Raw genomic sequence first — 18,964 nt, 5'->3', positions numbered from 1 at the left:
CTACCCAAAAATAGGCATTCTGTAACATCCATTTATACGCTTTTTGCCGAATCATGTCTAATAAAATGCTTATCTTCGGTCTGCGGGAAAAACGACACCTATCTGTTTTCTAGCTTCATCCATGATTTCCATCGACCATAATGAATGGGCAAATGTATTCTTATCCGATTCCGTTTTCCCCTGCTGGATCAATTTTACAAACTCCTTCGCTTCATAATACATCGGAGGAAACTCTTGTTTAACCGAAAGACTCTCCCTTGTTCCATCACGGTAGCAAATATCCACTTCGTTCGGACTGGAAATTTTGTCGATGAGGATGGTACCTGCTTCTCCCTGTATTTCTGAAGGTTGAGTCGATTCAGTGATCTTGGAAAACATCACGATGGCTTCCATGTCATTATATGAAAGGAGGATGGTACCCTGACCGTCAACTCCTGACTCTAGTAGTGTTCCAGATGCCTGGATCTTATTCGGTTTACCGAATAGAACGACAAGCGGATAAACGGCATAAATACCTAAATCCATTAAAGAGCCGCTTGAAAACTCAGGGTTGAATGCATTCAATATGGTACCTGATTTATACGAATCGTACCGGGAAGAATATTGACAGTAACTTCCTTGGTAACGGCGAACCTCACCAATTTTATGGATGTTTTCCTTTAGGCTTTCAAAACTTGGCATGATCGTTGATTTCATCGCTTCCATGAGCAGCACTTCGTTTTGCTGTGCCGCCTGTATCATTTCCCTCACTTCTTCGGCGTTCGAAGCCAATGGTTTTTCACATAAGACATGTTTCTTTTGCTGTAAAAACATGACTGCCTGGCGACTATGGTGAGAATTGGGACTGGCTATATAGACCGCATCAATCTCGGAACTGCTCGCCATCTCCTCCAAGTCTGTAAATGTATGTTTAACTCCATACTTATCTGCAAAATCCCTGGCCTTTTCTTCTGTGCGCGAATAGACCGCATTTAATGAAAAGCCTTCCACGTGTTTTGCCGCATTCAAAAAACGCTCTGTAATCCAATTTGTACCAATAATCCCATAACGTATCATTCGTTAGATTCTCCTTTTAATTAACAGACTTTGTCCTCAATATAACCAGACTTTGCAAAAAAATAAAGAAAAACGCTAAAAAATTTGGTTTATATTGGATTTTTCAATCTATTTTCCTTTATACTTTTCCTATTACTACTGACTTGATGTTTCTACATACTCCCTCATGGGAAGTACATTAAAAAGGAGCGTGTGAAATCAATGACAGAATTGATGAAGAATAAACTCGCCATCATTACCGGCGGAGGATCCGGAATTGGCCGGGGTGCCGCCATTAAACTTGCGGAAAACGGTGCAAACATCGTTTTTTTTGACCGCACAGTTGAAAATGCCGAAAAGGTCAAGGAAGAAGTCGAAAACCTCGGACGAGAAGCTTTAATCATCAAAACGGATGTTTCCCAACCCGAACAGGTTGAGAAGGCTTTCCAGGCCGCCTTCGAGCATTTTGGAAAAATTGATTTTGTGTTTGCCAATGCTGGTATTAACGGGGTAATTGCCCCCATTGAAGATATTAAGCCGGAAGATTGGGACCAAACACTCAACATCAACTTGAAAGGAACCTTCCTAACCATAAAATACGCCATTCCCTATATGAAGGAAACAGGCGGCAGCATCACCATTAACAGTTCCATTAACGGAAACCGTTTTTTCAAGAACTTTGGTTTTTCCGCATACAGCTCATCAAAAGCCGGTCAGGTCGCTTTCGGCAAGATGGCTGCACTTGAATTGGCCAAGTACAAAATACGCGTGAATATCATCTGCCCAGGCTCCATCGACACCAACATCGACGACAATACCTATCCTGAAGATGAAAACTTGGAAAAAATCAAAATACCGATTGAGTATCCCGAAGGTTCTCAACCACTTGCAAAGAAAGCCGGAACGATTGAACAAGCAGGAGACCTTGTTTTGTTCCTTGCATCGGACATGTCCTCCCACGTTACCGGGACTGAAGTGTATATTGACGGAGCTGAATCGCTCTTATAAGAATCGAAAGACTTGAGAAGAGGCAGAAGTGTATGATGTGACCACACTTCTGCCTCTTCTTACTAAATTAAAAAAGATTGGGCAAAGTTTTTAGTTGAACTTTTTTGTTCCCTACCAATAGAAATTATACATAAGAGAGTGGGATTGCTTTTCATGTTTTCTTAAAGAGCCACCCCTCTTACTTTGAACTTTTCCTATAATGGGTTGGCCACTTTCCTTATGCAACAGCTTTTCTCAAACCGCCTCGGGCGATAAATAGATAAGAGGATAGGGCAATAACATGACAACTTACCATCACGATTCCCATCGGCAGAGGTGAATCACCTCCACCAATCCCCACTAAAGGGGCCATGAGCGAACCTAGTACGAAAGGCAGAAGACCGATTAAAGCCGAGGCACTCCCTGCCGTTTTCCCCTGGTCCTGCATAGCTAATGCGAAACTTGTCGTTCCCACGATCCCGACACTCGAGACAGATAGAAATAAAGCAATTAAAATTCCCGCAATTCCAACTCCCAGAATGATGGACATGAGCAGAATGATCCCGCCAAATAACGCAAGACCCAACCCTATTTGTAGGAGTTTTTCTTCTTTTATCTTCCCAGCCAGTCTGCCAGTTGTTTGGGATGCAATAATGATCCCTATCCCATTCATCGCAAAGATCAGGCTGAATGTTTGCGGAGAAATACCATAGATATTTTGAATTACAAAAGGTGAACCTGAGATATAAGCAAACATAGCCGCCGTTACAAACCCTTGAGAAAGTGCATATCCCATAAACACACGGTTTTTCAGTAAATCACCGAATGTACGTATTGTATTGGTTATGCCCCCTGTACTTCGTAGGTCTGATGAGAGTGTTTCCTCTATCCCCCAAAAAGCAGCGGCAACCATAATAACACTTAGAGCAAAAATGACGATGAAAACTCCCCGCCAAGATGTAAATTGTAGCAGTTGCCCTCCTAAAACCGGTGCCAAAATCGGTGCCGCCCCATTCACAAGCATTAACATGGAAAAGAATTTGGTCAAATCCGTACCAGAAAAAAGATCGCGGACAATGGCCCGGGAAATGACAATTCCCCCAGCACCTGCAGCTCCCTGGATGAACCGTAATAATAAAAGCATTTCAATGGAGGGAGCAAAGGCACATAGCAGAGAAGACACACTATAAATCGACAAAGAGATGATTAACGGGGTCCGTCTCCCCTTCGCATCACTCAGGGGGCCTAAATATATTTGTCCTAATGCCAATCCTAGTAAACAAGCGGTCAAACTGAGCTGAGCCAAAGACGTACTGCTTTGCAGATCATCTGCAAGTGTTGGTAGACCAGGCAAATACATATCAAGTGACAGAGGCCCGATTGCCGCAAAAGAACCGAGCATAAGTGCCATCCATAGTTTTTTTGTTGTCGGCATTTTATTGCTAGTATATATGGTTTCTTTCAATTCCATTATGAATGTCCTCTCCCTTTTTGCACACTTGTTAGTTCTGGATTCACTAGATTGCCAGGAAGGGCGCCCGTCAGGCCTGCCATCAAGTTTTCTGCAGCAAGGCTGGCCATTTTCATTCTCGTGGCGATGCTGGCGCTGCCGATATGTGGGAGTGTCACCACATTAGGTAGGGTCAAGAGAGGGTGATCTAAAGGAACCGGTTCTTCTTCAAATACATCCAAGCCGGCAGCCCAAATTTCTTGGTTTACCAAAGCCTGGTACAATGCCCTTTCATCGACGATATCGCCCCTTGCCGTGTTGATGAGTACGGCCGTCTTTTTCATTAAGGCTAATTGCTCGGCACCGATCATATAGCTAGTTTGGGAAGTGAGTGGCACCAAGACACAGACAAAATCCGAAATCTTAAGGAGCTCTTCAAGTGATACAAACTCGATTCCCAACTCTTTTTCTTCTTCAAGTTTACGGCTACGATTATAGTATACAAGATTCATATCAAATCCTTTTGCCCTTTTCGCCAGGGCTTTACCGATCCTTCCCAATCCGATGATTCCTATCGTTGCGCCATGTACATCCTGTCCAGTCAACTGCATCGGGGACCATGTTTTCCATTGACCACTTTTGAGATAACCTGTCGCCTCTACCAATCTTCTGGCCGTTGCAAGCAGCAAGGCAAAAGTTAAGTCCGCTGTCGTTTCCGTCAGAACCCCCGGTGTATTCGTCACCATGATTCCTTTATCTGTCGCGCTTTGTAAATCAATATTGTTATACCCCACAGCCATGTTCGCAATGATTTTTAGGTTGGTCGCCTTCTCCATCAAGGATTCATCGATTTGTTCCGTCAACAAGCAAAATAGACCGTCAACCTCCACTATCTCTTTTTCCAGGACCTCCCTAGGAACCGGAGTCGTTTCATCTTGCCACATCGTTACCTCAAACTTTTCACTTAGGCCATTCACGATTTGGTCTGGCATTTTTCTCGTTATATACACTTTAGGTTTCACAAATAGCCCTCCTACTTACAGATTGATAGTTATGTACTTTTTACTTACATATCTACAATTTCGATAATTGAACATTAATCTCCTTCTCTACCTATTCATTTATACTTATCTTATCTCTACCCATCTCGTTCCACACGAACGTAAAAAGGGATGTTCCAACAATTGTGGAAGCACCCCTAATACTATGATATTCAAACCTGTTTCTCAAAAAATCCCTTTAACTGGTCTTGATCTGGATAAGAGGATTGCGTTCCGCGTTTTGTTACGCTCAAGGCAGAAAATCCAGTGGCCATCTTGATGGCGTGAAGGATATCTCCATTTTTGACAAAGAAGTGGGCGAAGCATCCAATGAATGAATCTCCGGCTCCAGTAGTGTCAATGGCGGCGACTTCATATGCATCGATCCGTTCCACTTTTTCTTTTGTAACCCACATCACCCCACGGCTTCCAAGTGTCACTATAACATTTTTCACCCCTTGCTCGATAAGGGTTAAAGCTGCCTCCTGCACTTGTTGATCCGTTTCTACTGGCATCTGGGTTAAAATTTCCAGTTCCGTTTCATTAGGAATGAAGAAATCGCACTTGCAAACGTAATCAAAATTCAACTCTTTTGAGGCAGGAGCAGGATTCAATATAACCGGTATATTATTCTCCTTACCGAAGTCAATGGCACGATAAACAGCTGGTAAGGGGATCTCCAATTGAAGAATGATTAAGGAACACTTTTTCAGCTTTTCCCCCGCGTTGTCGATATCCCTGGGTACAAGATATTCATTTGCTCCTTTGATGATTAATATCCGGTTCCTCGATTGTGGGTCCACAAATATCGGTGCCACACCACTTGATGTTCCCGGGACCTTACTTGTAAATTCAGTATCTATTCCATAACGTTCTAGATTGCTAATCGTATTATCTGCAAATAGATCATCTCCGACTTTAGTAAGCATCATGACCTTAGAGCCCATTTTGGCTGCGGCCACTGCCTGGTTGGCTCCTTTTCCACCACACCCAATTTCGAAACTTGGTGCCTCGAGGGTTTCCCCTTCTTTTGGCATTTGGTCAATGTATGAAATTAAATCCACCATATTGGATCCGATAACTGCTATATCCATATTCTATTTCCTCCTTATTTCTTTCCAGTTACAATTGTAAATGATCTTTCCTCACCTGAGGCCAACTTAATTAAGCTTCCTGAATCTTGGGCTGCCAAAAACCCTTCAGGCCGGCATGTAGCGGGCAATACAAATGCTCCAACCTGCTGGTCCTCATTAAACAGTAACCATCTTGTCGCATAATTAAATTCATCCGTAGAGAACGTGGTGAAAAAAGTAGTTCCTTCCGGCGAAGTCATTTCAAAACTTGCTTCTTTCTGATGCTTACTCAATCCATCCATAAAGAAAACAATTTCCGGGTCATACATATCTGGACGGTCCAAAATCGATATAGGTTCCTTGCCTACACGGATTTCTTTATTAAAGTCCAACCACTTTTCAGTAGGTTTCACATGGTCAGGGATGGAGGCACGTAACTCAAACGCACTATTAGGAATGTTTTGCTTCATTACTGCATGATCCAGGTAGGCGTAGTTGGTATGGCACATGTATTGTAGAGGCATGTCTGTGCCAGATAAGTTTTTCACGTACATGCCCATTTCGATGTTGGCTTCCCCAGCAATCATCTTGACGCTTGGCTTAGCGATATAATGATGGCCAAACCCTTTTATGTATTCTGTCGATCCACCAATTTTCACACTATTTTCCGTAACCTCCAGCCAGGCATGGTCCATATTCGCGCAGGCCATCTCACCATGTAAGACATGATCATCCTCAGGTCCTGGACAGCCATTGCTAATCAAACCGGAATGAAAAGCAAAACATCCATATGTATCGACAATTTCATCTACTTGTTTCGGTTGAGTGAACATATTTTTCATCTTCAGTTCAATTCCATCAAAAACTAAGTCCCAAACAATTTGACCTAAATAAGGAAGAACCACCATTTTCCCACGGGAATTTGTCACTTCTATCGCTTCAACTCCAGATGGATAACGAAATAAAGTAACAGTAAACTCGGTACTTCTAAAAAATACTGTAGGGTTTTCTTTGAAGAATCCTCTTTGTAGTTCAATCGTTCCTACCATACTTATCCTTCCTTCCTTCCTTCGAATAACAGCTAACAGGGTCCCCTTAGGAAACCCTGTTACATCCAGAGTTCATTCCAGGGCCCCCTGCCTCTTTTCTTATTATGCTTACTGAGTTTGTCAAAAATGATTGCCGATATAATTGAGGACATAAGCAAAGCTCGAACCTAATTTTCAAGAAATTAATTCGCTTGTTTGTTCTGCATCCTTTTTCATGTTTGCAGACCTTTTCATTTCTCGATAAAAGTAAATGCCTATATACACAAAACATAGCATGGATACGACAAACGCATATTGCATTGATCCCAAAGTGTCTGACACTAACCCTTGAAGAGCCGGTATAACGGCTCCCCCTACAATGGACATTACTAAGATGGCACCCGCCACTTCAGTATATTGCTTATCAACTACAGCTAGAGTTTCTGCATAAATCGTGGCCCAACATGGTCCAAAAAGCATACTAACAACGATTGCCGCATATACAGCAGTCATATTCGGCACGACTGCCACGTAAGCCAATAAAGCTGATCCAAAAACTGCATAAATGACCAAGATTTTAGAAGACGAAAATCTAGCAATCAAAAAGTTTGCAATGAATTTCCCAATGAAAAATCCTATAAAACTATAAATCATAAAGTTTGAAGCAGTTCTTTCATTGATATGTGGATTTAGATGTAAGGCTAACCTGATCGTGAAAGCCCAAACCGTGGTTTGCATTCCCACATATAAAAATTCTGCGATGATTCCATTTCGGAATCGTTTATTTCCAGCCAGGTGCTTCAACGCTTTTAGGATATTTGGAGCCGGTTTAGTGCCATTTTGTTCGACTTTTTCCGGTTTGCATGTTGGAAATTTAGTGAAGAGGAATATCACCAGCACTCCGATTAGTATGAAAATCATATATTTATATGGTTCTAGTGTATGCTGTAACATCTCGATTCCAAAAGCCTGTGCTTCTGCAGGAGACATTTTGGACATTTGAACATGAAGACTTTCGCCTTCCTGGAAAACTAGATATTTTCCTAGCAAAATCCCTAAAATAGATCCAACGGGATAAAACGTTTGGCTAATATTCAGGCGGAGCGTCGCATATTGCTTGGGACCTATCATGGAACTATAGGTATTGGCTGCCGTTTCAAGGAAACCTAAACCGATTGCAATAGCAAAAAGTGCAAACAAGAACATAGTATATGTCGCCAAGTGTGACGCTGGGAAGAATAAAGAACATCCAATGATATAGAAGCATAATCCTGTTATGATGGCAAACTTATAGTTCGTCTTCTTAATAACCATCGAAGCTGGAATGGCTACCAAGAAATAGCCTCCATAAAAAGCACTCTGTACTAAAGCACTAGCGAAATCACTTAATTCGAACACACTTTTGAACTGAGTAATTAATATATCATTCAAACTAGCTGCCACTGCCCACATGGAAAATAATGTGGATAAGAGAATGAATTGTAGAATAGGAGTCCGATTAAGGTATCCATCCGACAGTTGAATTATTTTTGTCTTTGCCATTTTTGTAATCTCCTTATTCAAGTAAGAACCCCTACTGATATTTACCCACTAATGAGTCCAATTGCATTCGGTTTTCAAACGAGGGACTAGCTATCTAAATTAATAGCCTCCATTAACGGCTTCCCCCTGCATGATTTTGACACCTGTGCTCGCGCCAATACGAGTAGCTCCCGCCTTAGCCATCTTTTCTAAATCGTTTTTATCCCGAATTCCTCCAGATGCCTTTACACCTAAATTCGGTCCAACGACCTTTCTCATTAACATTACATCTTCCACAGTGGCACCTCCCGTAGAAAATCCGGTGGATGTTTTAACATAATCAGCTCCAGCATTAACGACCAGTTGACATGCACGGACCTTTTCCTCTTCTGTCAATAAGCATGTTTCAATAATCACTTTCAGAAGAGCTTTTCCATGTGCAGCATTAGCAACCGCTTTCATATCAGCTTCAACTGCATCATCATTACCAGCTTTCAAGAGGCCAATATTGATTACCATATCTACTTCTTCTGCGCCGTTTGAAATAGCGTCTTGCGTTTCGAATACTTTTACTGCTGTAGTAGACGCGCCTAAAGGAAATCCAATGACTGTACAAACTTTTACGTCACTTCCCTTTAATTCTTTCGCTGCAAGTGACACCCATTGTGGATTCACGCAAACGGAAGCAAAACCGTATTCCTTGGCTTCTTCTGCTAATCTAACAATCTCCTTTTCAGTTGCGTCAGCTTTCAGTAGTGTATGGTCAATTAATTTAGCCTTATTCATTTTTAACGGCCCCTTATCCTATTATTTTTCACTATAATTTTTTATCTTTTTTGATTTTTCAATAAGAAAAGCGCTTTCACAACCAAATAATACCACGGTGTGGAACATATGTAAATTTTAATTTGAAATTTTGTTCAAATATTTTTACAACCTATTCAACTAAATGTTTATAGACATAAAAAAATAAGGTCAGCGCTTTTTAGGCGCCAACCATATATTCTTTCTTTTAACACTCTAATAGAGCTTTAGCCGTGAATTGATCTGTAATGAGGGTATTAGCATATTTTCCCACTAACGCTGCCTGGATGGCTTTGATCTTATCTTCGCCTCCAGCAACTAAAATGCTTCTTTCTTTCTTTTGCAATTCTTCTAAATCAATGCCCACCGTGCGGCTATTAATAACTTCATTACAGATGTTCCCCTCTTCATCAAAAAAACGAGAGCAAATATCACCTACGGCCGTACGTTGGATATCAGCTTTCTCCCCTTCACTTAAATAACCAAGTTTAAAAAGTAAAGCATCATCTCTGACCGTACCGACCGTAAATAATGCAATATTCGCTTGTCTACCCATTTCGATGATCCGTTCTATATGCCGATCTTCCTCAACCATCTGCTTAAGTTCTGGCTTATCGAAAATAACAGGTAAAGGTAAATAGCGGGTGACCGTATAATAAGCTTCGGCAAATAGATTGGCAACTTCAGCCGCGTAAGTAAGGCTATACGAATGGCTTACACCGCCTTTTAGCTGAACTACTTCTACACCTTTCACTCGCTTGCTTTTAAGTTGTGAGGCCACTGAAAACAATGTGGTACCCCAGGTAATGCCGATGATATCTCCGTCTTTTACGATTTTGTGTAAAAATTCGGCGGCAGTCCGCCCGATATGCTTAGTTATCTCCTCATACTCATTAAGTGGGGAATATGAAACGCTTACATGATCCAATCCATACCGTTCCTTTAACTGTTTTGAGAGTTCGTCCACATCTTCTAACGGGTCTTTAATGTGTATACTTACGTAGCCCTGCTCCTTCGCATATTGCAACAACCTAGAAACCGTTGGTCGCGACACGCCAAGGCGTGCACAAATCTCTTGTTGACTATAATCCGATTCATAGTATAGTCTTGCAGCCGCAATACTGAGCCTTTGTTTATCTTGATCCATACATGCCCTCATTTCTTCTGTCATTCCGATTATCACCTTTTAGTTTACATGGAATAATGCCCATCCAATCTGTTAAATTAACCATATACTAAAACTTGCATGGCGAGAAGATTAATTTACATAAAAATATAAAAAAGGTAAATTTAGTTATATAAAAAATCCACCAGTACGATAAGCGATTCAGGAAAATTATCTTGCTATTATAATATAAATGTTTCATTTTTCAGAATTTACTTTAAATAAAACAAATAGTAAGCTAAAGGTATAACTATCGTTTATTAATAAATTGAACTTTAAGGATCGTTCATTCATTTATAAGCTTGAGTGATTCATTGATACAGCATAAATGAATAAACCTTCCTTCCAAAAGTTCATTCATTTCAGGGGGAACAAGGGATGCTCATGAAAAACCGGTCAACACTTAAGATTCACCCAGTTATAGCGCCAAGTGCACTCGCATTGAAAAGTATAAACTTTTATTTAGTGGAACAGAATGAGTCCCTTACGCTGGTGGATGCTGGCATGAATGATGATGTTTGTTGGGACGCTTTACAACACACATTAGAGGAAAATAGCCTAAAGCTTGAAGATATTACAGAGATTCTCCTGACCCATCATCACGGGGATCACGTGGGACTCGTTAACCGTATCACTGAGCCTCACCCGATTCCTGTTTATGCTCACTCTAAATCCATACCAAGGTTAAAGCGAGATCCGGATTTTCTTAGCATGAGGATTGAGTTCTATAAACGACTTTACGTTCAGATGGGCTGTGGGGAACTTGGAGATAAACAAGTGGCCTATTTATTCAATGCCGTCAATAATAACAAAGATCAAAAAATCAATAGTGAAATCATCGAGATTAAGGAAAACCAATTATTAAATTTTGAAGTGATTCATTTTCCCGGTCATGCACCAGACCAAATTGCCTTTCTTGATAAAAGCGAGAACCGACTTCTTGCTGGAGACTTATTAATTGAACATATCTCTAGTAATGCATTGGTGGAGCCCGATGAAAACGGCCAAAGGATGCGGACTCTAGTAGACCATATTGAATCGTTGGAGCGCTGTTTGGCATTAGGGGTGGATATCCTTTACCCTGGACACGGAAACATCATCTATCAAGCAGGTCCATTAATAGAAAAAAGGCTCCGTAACATTGAAACAAAATCCAAGAAAATCCTCGCTTTAATTGAAGCTGGAATAACAACAGGGAATGAGTTAGCAAAAAACTATTACAAAGAAAAATATTTAAAAGAGTTCCCACTTGTCATGTCGGAGATCATCGGACATTTAGATTACTTGGAGTACCAAGGAAAAATCGACAAATACTCTAGTGGAAATGTGATTCACTATACCGCTAGATAAGGGTAATATCCTGGTCATCCGGTCTTGGCAACCTAGAGCACCGAATGCAAGGATGCTTTCGGCCGTTTTCGATTGATGGCTACCGATTCATATAAAAAAGGAAGAGTATGCACCACTCTTCCTTTTCTTATTCATTACCTTCTATAGACAACTTGATTAGGAATCCTTCTACATCTCCAACGAGGCTCTTAGACGCACACAACGATCTGCCTAGAAAATACCCCTTTTTTCGCTAGACAACGATCAGCAATTTCAAAGCCCGCTTCATGAATCATATCATCCATCGTATCGATGGTTACTACAACCACCTTGTCCGCAAAACGACGAGCATGTTTTAGAATCGAAAGTTGGTCTTCCGGCGTTGCATGTGTATAAAGATTATACGGCATATCTATAATGGCCACGTCATAGTGCTCCATAACCTCTGAAATCGGTCCTGTTGTAACATCGCCTTCCAGTCCGAAGAAAGCAATATTTTCCCTTGAACCATCCGTGACTAGAGGGTTGATGTCACGGCCAACGATATTGATTCCCATGGATAATGCCTCCACCAATACCGTCCCGATTCCGCAACATGGATCAATGGCTTTTACCCCCTCTGGATGTGGTACCGCAATATTGGCAATCGCTCTTGCGACCCGGGTACTAAGTGCCGTTGAATACTCACGGGGTTTCTTCAAATGGTGTAACCAAACCGGTTCGGGTTTGACGAATTCCCCAAAGTACCAACGTCCTTCGAATGGCACAATGCCATAAGTTAAATCCGGATTGCGCACATCTGCCTTGCTCTGGATATGCCAGCCAATTTCCCTCTCAATGGCACGTTGTCCCTCATAATCAATTTTTTCTTCTATATTTAAATCATTTATTTTAATGAATAGGACTTTAAATGTTGAATCGGTAATCGGAAGTTGCTTTACCTGTTCAACGATTTCAGATATGCTTTCCCCTTCGTACATAATATCGACGCGTCCCTTGATAAAAGGGCTTCTGCTCGGATCAATTTTGATGTCACTTTTTAAAATATTGACTTCGGTCTTACAACCAAAGAGCGAACGCGTTTCCATATTACATAATGAACGTTCGTCTGGAGTGCACGTAAAAGTATATATATACGCCGGTATACGGCTTTCATTGTTCAAACTATTCCCATCCTTCATCACTTAAGATTATATCTTTCTATCAAACATAGCCGTAAGTGGATAGAAATGCAAATGAAAAAAATAGCAGGAATACTGATTTTTCAGTGTTCCTGCTATTTTAATAAATACGTTACCATTCCACTTGCTGTAAGAATGGAAGGTGGAAAATAACCTTGCCTAACCCCAACAAATTTACACTATCCATTTAATCTAACTTATGCAATTGACTACGAATATATTTTGCCCGAGCCTCTATATATTTTAAAATAAAATTAGGTTCATTCTCAAATGCCTCGATATTGTCCCTGACATATCTATCTCTTGGAACATACGGTTTGATCAGGCTATGCATTCCCTGAATGATGGGTTCCATATATTCAACATTGAACTGGTTGTTCATGATCTCTTTTAAAAGGCTTTGGTAACGTTTACGGAATGTATTTATATCAAGAATTCTTGCGGTCAATGTATTGAAGCCTCTAATTCCAACATAATCTTCTTCCATCACTTTACCATTTACATCCCTGCCCCATGTCGCATCGTAATCCCAAGGGATGATTTCGAAAAGTCCGGTTTCTCCATTCCGGTATAAAGCATAATTATGGACAAATCCATCGTAGTTCTGTGTAAATACGACACCTGCCAACCAGCGGAGATACTTTTCCACATTGACGTACTTTCCAATTTCCTTCTCAAAATCCGCTCTTGGTATCGTATTGATTTTTATTATTAGCTCGTGTAAGTACAAATCATCCTGAGCTGTCCCACATTTTCTTTCATACCCGATATCCAGGGATTTCTTAACTTCCTTATCCAAATCACTCATCAATGAAAAATTAGCATCGCCATCCACTGCATAAAAAATGGATCCTTCAGGCAAATTGCTGTTCCTCAAGTAATGTTCATCCACAGATTCCAATTCTAAATAAATCCCTTCATCCTTTCCATTAAGATTAAGGAAAACGAATTGGGACCTCGGTGATAAAGTTCCGATATCTGCGAAAAAGTCTAAAGATAGTTTATTCCTCAGCAGAGATTTATCCTTATATTCAGCATTCAGATGAACTTCTTTAGCCTTTCGGTACATACTCGGTTTATAAAAAGCCACATGATAGGACTTCTTCCGGAAACCCCGGATGTGGGAGCCACGATAAACGATATCGACATCCAATTTTTTCTTTTCTATCGATAATTTTGCAGGGACGGGGTCATTACTCCAAATATCCCTACGAAGCTCGATTAAGTTTACAGGGGGAATAAAAAGATGGTAAACCGGTAGATTCTTGTCAGTATTCATTAAAACCTTCCCTTTCATTTTCATTTTACTTTATGAAAAAAAACGAAGGATGCCACTAAAGCCATCAATTTATTTTGGAAATATGTGTGTTTACCATAAGCACTTTTCGTACAAGCCGCATATTTTAGCTAGTGAAAAGGGGGAATGAATGTATGTCAACTAAATTTATAGAAATTCAAAAAGCGGTGGAAATGGTGAATTCGTTTGGGTTAGATGAATTCCTATTCCAAGACCCACGTTCAAAAAACCGGTCATCACGGAAGAAGAATAAGAAAAACAAGAAAAATAATAAAAAGCGTAGTACTAGACGTTCAACACGTGGTACCCAACGCCGCACTAGCCGGAACCGCTCTACTTGTGGTACTCGTCGTCGTACTAGCCGGAATCGCTCTACTTGCAGCACTCAACGTCGCACTAGCCGGAATCGCTCTACTTGCAGCACTCAACGTCGCACTAGCCGGAATCGCTCTACTTGCAGCACTCAACGTCGCACTAGCCGGAATCGTTCTACTTGCCGCTCTACACGTCGTTCTAGCAGAAATCGTTCTACTTGCCGCTCTAACCGTCGTTCTAGCCGGAACCGTTCTACTTGCCGCTCTACACGTCGTTCTAGCCGGAACCGTTCTACTTGCCGCTCTAACCGTCGTTCTAGCAGAAATCGTCGTTCCACTAGGAACCGCAGATTCCATGGCAAAGGTTCTTTCGATTTCCACAAGAACTGGAAATGGAAATTCTGATTACAGGCAATTAATCAGAAGTAATATAGATCATTGAGACCCATTTTTGAAAGGTGATAGATTTTTTATCACCTCTTTTTACATAGTCATACAGCTCCATGAATGTTTTATATGTAGCTGAGTGAAAGCATGAACCTAAACATTGAATGTGCCATACCCTTACATTAAAAAAAGATGGATTCACCAGATTACTAACCTGGAAAACCCATCTCATTCCTTATTTAACGGAGATCAATTCGAACTGAACATAAACATCTTTCAGACCTGCTTGAATGGCTTGACCTGCCTTCCCCCGATAATACAATTGCACGCGTTCAATCAATTCATCAATTCCATCATTTAAACAATAACCACGAAGTAACTGGCGGATGAATTCCCTGCCATGTTCTGTAGCAAGCGTACAGGAGGCATCGACAATTACGCCATATTTAAGGTCCAGTTCTACCGTAATCGTGATGGAGTCATAGAGATTTCTTGCCGCCATACCTTGTGGGAGTTTAGCATGCCCTGCAATAAAATATGTGTTCATCATCTGATCTCCTTATTTGTAATTAATGGACAGAAACCTGCTCAAATGGCCATGCAGGCAATTGCTTGCGAAGTTCTTTATCCTGTCTGTATCCCAATGCATATTCTCCTTGCATGACCGTATGGATTTCTCGTGTTCCTTCATAAATGACCGGAGCTTTTGAATTCCTTAGGAACCGTTCCACTGGATATTCATCTGAATAACCATAGGCTCCATGGATCTGCACCGCATCATTCGCCGCTTCATTTGCTGCATCACATGAAATCCATTTAGCAAGTGACGTTTCTTGTGTATTTCGCTTTCCTTGATTTTTTAAAGTCCCTGCTTTAAAGACCAATAATCTAGCAATTTCTAAATTCGCTGACATTTTGGCTATCATCTGTTGTACAAGCTGATGCCTGCCGATCTCTTTACCAAATGTACTGCGCTCATGGCAATACTTTAAGCTCGCTTCCAGACTTGCGCCAATCAGGCCTACTGCGCCGGCAGCTACCGTAAACCGTCCATTGTCCAAGGCAGACATGGAAATTTTAAACCCTTCCCCTTCTTCGCCCAATCTATTGGCAACCGGAACTTTAACATCCGTTAAAAAGACTTCACCTGTATTACCGGCACGAATCCCTAGCTTTCCTTTGATTGCTTTCGATTCAACGCCATCAAACGTACGCTCAACGATAAATGCCGTAATTCCTTTGGAGCCTAGGTCATGATCCGTTTTCGCAAAAATGAGGAAATGGTCCGCATAATCGCAAAGAGAAATCCATGTTTTTGATCCATTTAAAATGTAATAATCACCATCTCGTTTAGCCGTTGATTTCATGGCTGCAACGTCTGACCCAGCATTAGGCTCAGTGAGGCCGAAAGCACCAATCTTCGTGCCTTTTGCTTGTGGCACTAAATACTTCTGTTTTTGTTCTTCGGTTCCCCACTGCAACAGTGTCATGCTATTTAACCCGGTATGTACGGACACCGCAGTCCGGTAAGCCGTGTCGCCACGCTCCAATTCCTCACACACGATGGCGAGTGTATTATAATCCATGCCGACTCCGCCATATTCTTCAGGAATGCACACACCCATCAATTGCAATTCAGCCAATCTCTTTAAAATATGTGGTTGAAACTCTCCTTGTCGGTCCCATTCTTGAATATATGGAATGATTTCCTTATCAACAAATTTCCTTACCACTTTTTTTACACTTTTCTGTTCTTCTGTTAATTCGAAATGCATCATCTAAATTCCTCCTAAATAATTTTATTTTGTTTGAATTTGGTTATGTCTTCCGGGTTATACCCCAATTCGGCTAAAATGGATTCTGTATGCTCCCCATACAGCGGTGGATGCTTTCTCATCGTGACCGGTGTTTTTGAAAGTTTTAAAGGCGACCCAGTCATTCTAAGGTTGTCAACTTTTGGGTGTTCCATCTCCACTAACATTTCCCTTGCCTGTATTTGAGGATCCTCGAACATTTCGGCAATGGTTTGAATAGGGCCATTAGGGATCCCGGCTATATCCAATTGCGTTTTCCACTCATTCTTCGTCTTGCTTTTTAATAAAGCTTCTATAATCGGTATTAATTCCTCTTTATTCTGCAAACGATCTTTATTGTGCATAAAAGGCTCATGATCCGCCAATTCCGGCCTTCCTAAAACCGTCGTGAATCTCTTAAATTGCTCATCATTCCCAACAGCGACGACTAGTTCCCCATCACTTGCGTGGAAAACTTGATAAGGGACGATATTGGGATGTTGATTTCCCATTCGCTTAGGAGATATATCATTGAACAAATAATTGCTGGCGACATTCACTAAGGAAGCTACTTGACAATCCATCAATGCAATGTCGATCTCCTGACCTTCCCCCGTATTGTTCCGATGATGCAAGGCTGATAAAATTCCAATGCAAGTATATAATCCGGTCAATACATCGGCTATCGCCACCCCCACTTTCATGGGGCTTCCATCACTCTCGCCCGTGATGCTCATCAGGCCGCTCATCGCTTGAATGATATAATCATAGCCTGGTAAATCTTTATAAGGACCGGTTAATCCGAATCCTGTGATTGACGCCATAATCAAATGAGGATTCACTTCTTTTAATTGTTCATATCCCACACCCATTTTTTCCAGTGTGCCTGCCTTGAAGTTTTGAACGACAATATCCCCTGTCGATACTAGCTTACGAAATATTTCTTTCCCCTGTTCAGACTTTAAATTCAATGTCATACTTTCTTTGTTGCGATTGGCACATAAATAGTAAGCGCTTTCTCCCCCGGCGAAAGGTGGACCCCATCCTCTCGTTTCATCTCCTGATTCATGATGTTCCACTTTGATAACTTCCGCTCCCAAATCACCAAGAATCATCGAGCAGAACGGTCCCGCCAATACACGAGAGACGTCAATGATCCTTATTCCTTCCAAGGCCCCTTTCATCACCTCACCCCTTTCCGATTGTTGAAATATACAAAAAGAGCCAGTAAAACAAACAATGTGATTACATTGTACGTTTCACTGACTCTTATCCATGGCTTGTCTTCCGACAAAGGAAGATCAAGTGAACAAAGTCAATTTTATAAATACTCTTTTAAAACAAGCCGGCCATGCAGCAAGGTAAGTCACTGTCATCGGTTTGGTAAATTAAGTATAAGATAGTTATTTGAATTTTGCAATGATTATATTCAGATTATGGATATTGATCGTTCGCAAATTTATCATGATTGTTGTTCTCCTCCCCCTTTACACTAAAGGTATGGAGAATGAAGCTCTGGCCTTGCTTCTTTCCCCTTCTGTCTATAAAATTTAAAGATATAAACGCTTAGTTCGACAAGTCCATTAATGGTAAGGGGGATTTAACAGTGGACGATATAAAGAAAGAAATCGTTGAAGCCATCAAGCAATATTCAACGATTATCATTCACCGCCATCTTAATCCAGACCCGGATGCACTGGGGTCTCAAATCGGACTTCTACACGTGATAAAGCACTCATATCCATCCAAGGTTGTTCATGCAGTGGGAGAAGAAGTAGGTCGGCTCCAATTCATTGGAAGGATGGATGTTATCCCCGATGATGTTTATAGAGATGCATTAGTGGTTGTGTGCGATACCGCTAATCTTTCACGCATTAGTGATTCACGATACAAAATGGGGAAAAGGTTGATTAAGATCGATCATCATCCCGATCAAGAGTCCTTCGGCGATCCTTCGTGGGTGGATCCTTCTTTCAGCTCAGCAAGTGAGATGCTTGTTGACCTATGTTTGGGTTTCCCTGATGACCTTAAATTAAACAAAGAAGCTGCCCGTGCCTTTTATACCGGCATCATTGGTGATACCGGTAATTTTCAAAAAGGCAAAATATCTCCCGGGACTTTAGAAATCGCATCGATATTACGGTCGTATAATTTTCAGCCAGAAAGAATCCACAACTTCTTGAATATAAAAACCAAGCATTCTTCCCATCTTCAAAGGGATATTATGATGAGCTATAAGAGGACCGATAAAGGGGTAGCCTACTTCGTCATGACTGAGGAGATGTTAAGCAAGTATGATATAGACCGGACCGAAGCCTCGAATTTAATTAATACTCTTTCCGGGTTAAAAGGAGTGAGGATTTGGGTGTTCTTCATAGAATATCCCGAAGAAATCCGGGTCAGGATCCGTTCACGAAACACCCCGATTGATTCAGTTGCACGCATGTTTAATGGGGGAGGGCATCCCTTTGCGTCCGGAGCGAACATCCCTACTTGGGAGGCAGTTGATCAGGTCATACACGCTTTGAACCAAGTTTGTCCCTGAGTTGGTTGGTGAAAG

General features: G+C 41.3%; 17 protein-coding genes and 1 pseudogene. 5 read left to right on the top strand and 13 right to left on the bottom strand.

The window, feature by feature from the left end:
- Positions 1-69: 69 nt before the first annotated feature.
- Complete coding sequence (locus tag ACIQXU_RS06070) at positions 70-1,056, bottom strand: Gfo/Idh/MocA family protein (protein WP_402987529.1); 987 nt, start codon at positions 1,054-1,056, stop codon at positions 70-72.
- A gap of 201 nt (positions 1,057-1,257) precedes the next feature.
- Here ACIQXU_RS06070 and ACIQXU_RS06065 point away from each other — a divergent pair, with 201 nt between their 5' ends.
- Positions 1,258-2,043, top strand: a complete 786-nt coding sequence (locus ACIQXU_RS06065) for an SDR family oxidoreductase (protein ID WP_402987526.1) — start codon at positions 1,258-1,260, stop codon at positions 2,041-2,043.
- A gap of 217 nt (positions 2,044-2,260) precedes the next feature.
- Here ACIQXU_RS06065 and ACIQXU_RS06060 read toward each other — a convergent pair whose 3' ends face one another.
- The 7 genes from ACIQXU_RS06060 to ACIQXU_RS06030 form a co-directional block, all read right to left on the bottom strand.
- Positions 2,261-3,496 (bottom strand): multidrug effflux MFS transporter, encoded by a 1,236-nt coding sequence (locus tag ACIQXU_RS06060; protein ID WP_402988003.1) that lies wholly within the window; start codon positions 3,494-3,496, stop codon positions 2,261-2,263.
- Positions 3,493-4,494, bottom strand: a complete 1,002-nt coding sequence (locus ACIQXU_RS06055) for a 2-hydroxyacid dehydrogenase (protein ID WP_402987524.1) — start codon at positions 4,492-4,494, stop codon at positions 3,493-3,495. The genes ACIQXU_RS06060 and ACIQXU_RS06055 overlap by 4 nt, the downstream gene beginning before the upstream one ends.
- Before the next feature lie 191 nt (positions 4,495-4,685).
- Positions 4,686-5,606, bottom strand: a complete 921-nt coding sequence (gene rbsK / locus ACIQXU_RS06050) for a ribokinase (RefSeq protein ID WP_402987521.1) — start codon at positions 5,604-5,606, stop codon at positions 4,686-4,688.
- Positions 5,607-5,620: 14 nt separating this feature from the next.
- Positions 5,621-6,634 (bottom strand): aldose 1-epimerase family protein, encoded by a 1,014-nt coding sequence (locus ACIQXU_RS06045; protein ID WP_402867858.1) that lies wholly within the window; start codon positions 6,632-6,634, stop codon positions 5,621-5,623.
- Positions 6,635-6,808: 174 nt separating this feature from the next.
- Entirely contained in the window at positions 6,809-8,155 is a 1,347-nt protein-coding gene (gene fucP / locus ACIQXU_RS06040) for an L-fucose:H+ symporter permease (protein WP_402867857.1), read from the bottom strand.
- A gap of 99 nt (positions 8,156-8,254) precedes the next feature.
- Positions 8,255-8,920, bottom strand: a complete 666-nt coding sequence (gene deoC / locus ACIQXU_RS06035) for a deoxyribose-phosphate aldolase (protein ID WP_402987518.1) — start codon at positions 8,918-8,920, stop codon at positions 8,255-8,257.
- 226 nt (positions 8,921-9,146) lie between these two features.
- Positions 9,147-10,085, bottom strand: coding sequence for a DNA-binding transcriptional repressor DeoR (locus tag ACIQXU_RS06030; RefSeq protein WP_402988000.1), 939 nt, complete (start codon positions 10,083-10,085; stop codon positions 9,147-9,149).
- Between the two features lie 396 nt (positions 10,086-10,481).
- Here ACIQXU_RS06030 and ACIQXU_RS06025 point away from each other — a divergent pair, with 396 nt between their 5' ends.
- Entirely contained in the window at positions 10,482-11,453 is a 972-nt protein-coding gene (locus tag ACIQXU_RS06025; protein WP_402987515.1) for an MBL fold metallo-hydrolase, read from the top strand.
- Between the two features lie 188 nt (positions 11,454-11,641).
- Here ACIQXU_RS06025 and ACIQXU_RS06020 read toward each other — a convergent pair whose 3' ends face one another.
- Entirely contained in the window at positions 11,642-12,595 is a 954-nt protein-coding gene (locus ACIQXU_RS06020) for a TRM11 family SAM-dependent methyltransferase (RefSeq protein ID WP_402987512.1), read from the bottom strand.
- Between the two features lie 205 nt (positions 12,596-12,800).
- Positions 12,801-13,892, bottom strand: a complete 1,092-nt coding sequence (locus ACIQXU_RS06015) for a CotH kinase family protein (RefSeq protein WP_402987509.1) — start codon at positions 13,890-13,892, stop codon at positions 12,801-12,803.
- A gap of 152 nt (positions 13,893-14,044) precedes the next feature.
- On the opposite strand from ACIQXU_RS06015, the pseudogene ACIQXU_RS06010 reads away from it, so the two are divergent.
- Positions 14,045-14,122, top strand: a pseudogene (locus ACIQXU_RS06010) (CotG/ExsB N-terminal domain-containing protein); the annotation flags it as partial.
- 88 nt (positions 14,123-14,210) lie between these two features.
- Positions 14,211-14,666: a hypothetical protein gene (locus ACIQXU_RS06005; RefSeq protein ID WP_402988027.1), complete on the top strand. Its 456-nt coding sequence runs from the start codon at positions 14,211-14,213 to the stop codon at positions 14,664-14,666.
- A 180-nt stretch (positions 14,667-14,846) separates the two neighbouring features.
- Here the strand turns inward: ACIQXU_RS06005 and ACIQXU_RS06000 are convergent, their stop codons facing one another.
- Genes ACIQXU_RS06000 through ACIQXU_RS05990 form a run of 3 tightly spaced genes read right to left on the bottom strand, consistent with a single transcriptional unit; the run spans position 14,847 to position 17,588 of the window.
- Positions 14,847-15,158: a DUF3870 domain-containing protein gene (locus ACIQXU_RS06000; protein WP_402987507.1), complete on the bottom strand. Its 312-nt coding sequence runs from the start codon at positions 15,156-15,158 to the stop codon at positions 14,847-14,849.
- Between the two features lie 22 nt (positions 15,159-15,180).
- Positions 15,181-16,386: an acyl-CoA dehydrogenase family protein gene (locus ACIQXU_RS05995; RefSeq protein WP_402868543.1), complete on the bottom strand. Its 1,206-nt coding sequence runs from the start codon at positions 16,384-16,386 to the stop codon at positions 15,181-15,183.
- Between the two features lie 14 nt (positions 16,387-16,400).
- On the bottom strand, positions 16,401-17,588 hold the full coding sequence (locus tag ACIQXU_RS05990) for a CaiB/BaiF CoA transferase family protein (protein WP_402987504.1): 1,188 nt from the start codon (positions 17,586-17,588) through the stop codon (positions 16,401-16,403).
- A 422-nt stretch (positions 17,589-18,010) separates the two neighbouring features.
- Between ACIQXU_RS05990 and ACIQXU_RS05985 the strand changes: the two genes are divergently transcribed.
- Positions 18,011-18,949, top strand: a complete 939-nt coding sequence (locus ACIQXU_RS05985) for a DHH family phosphoesterase (protein WP_402867837.1) — start codon at positions 18,011-18,013, stop codon at positions 18,947-18,949.
- Positions 18,950-18,964 lie beyond the last annotated feature (15 nt).

Origin of the sequence: Peribacillus sp. NPDC097284, assembly GCF_044761765.1 — a bacterium.
GTDB lineage: Bacteria > Bacillota > Bacilli > Bacillales > DSM-1321 > Peribacillus.
This window is presented reverse-complemented; position numbering and strand designations above follow the sequence as displayed.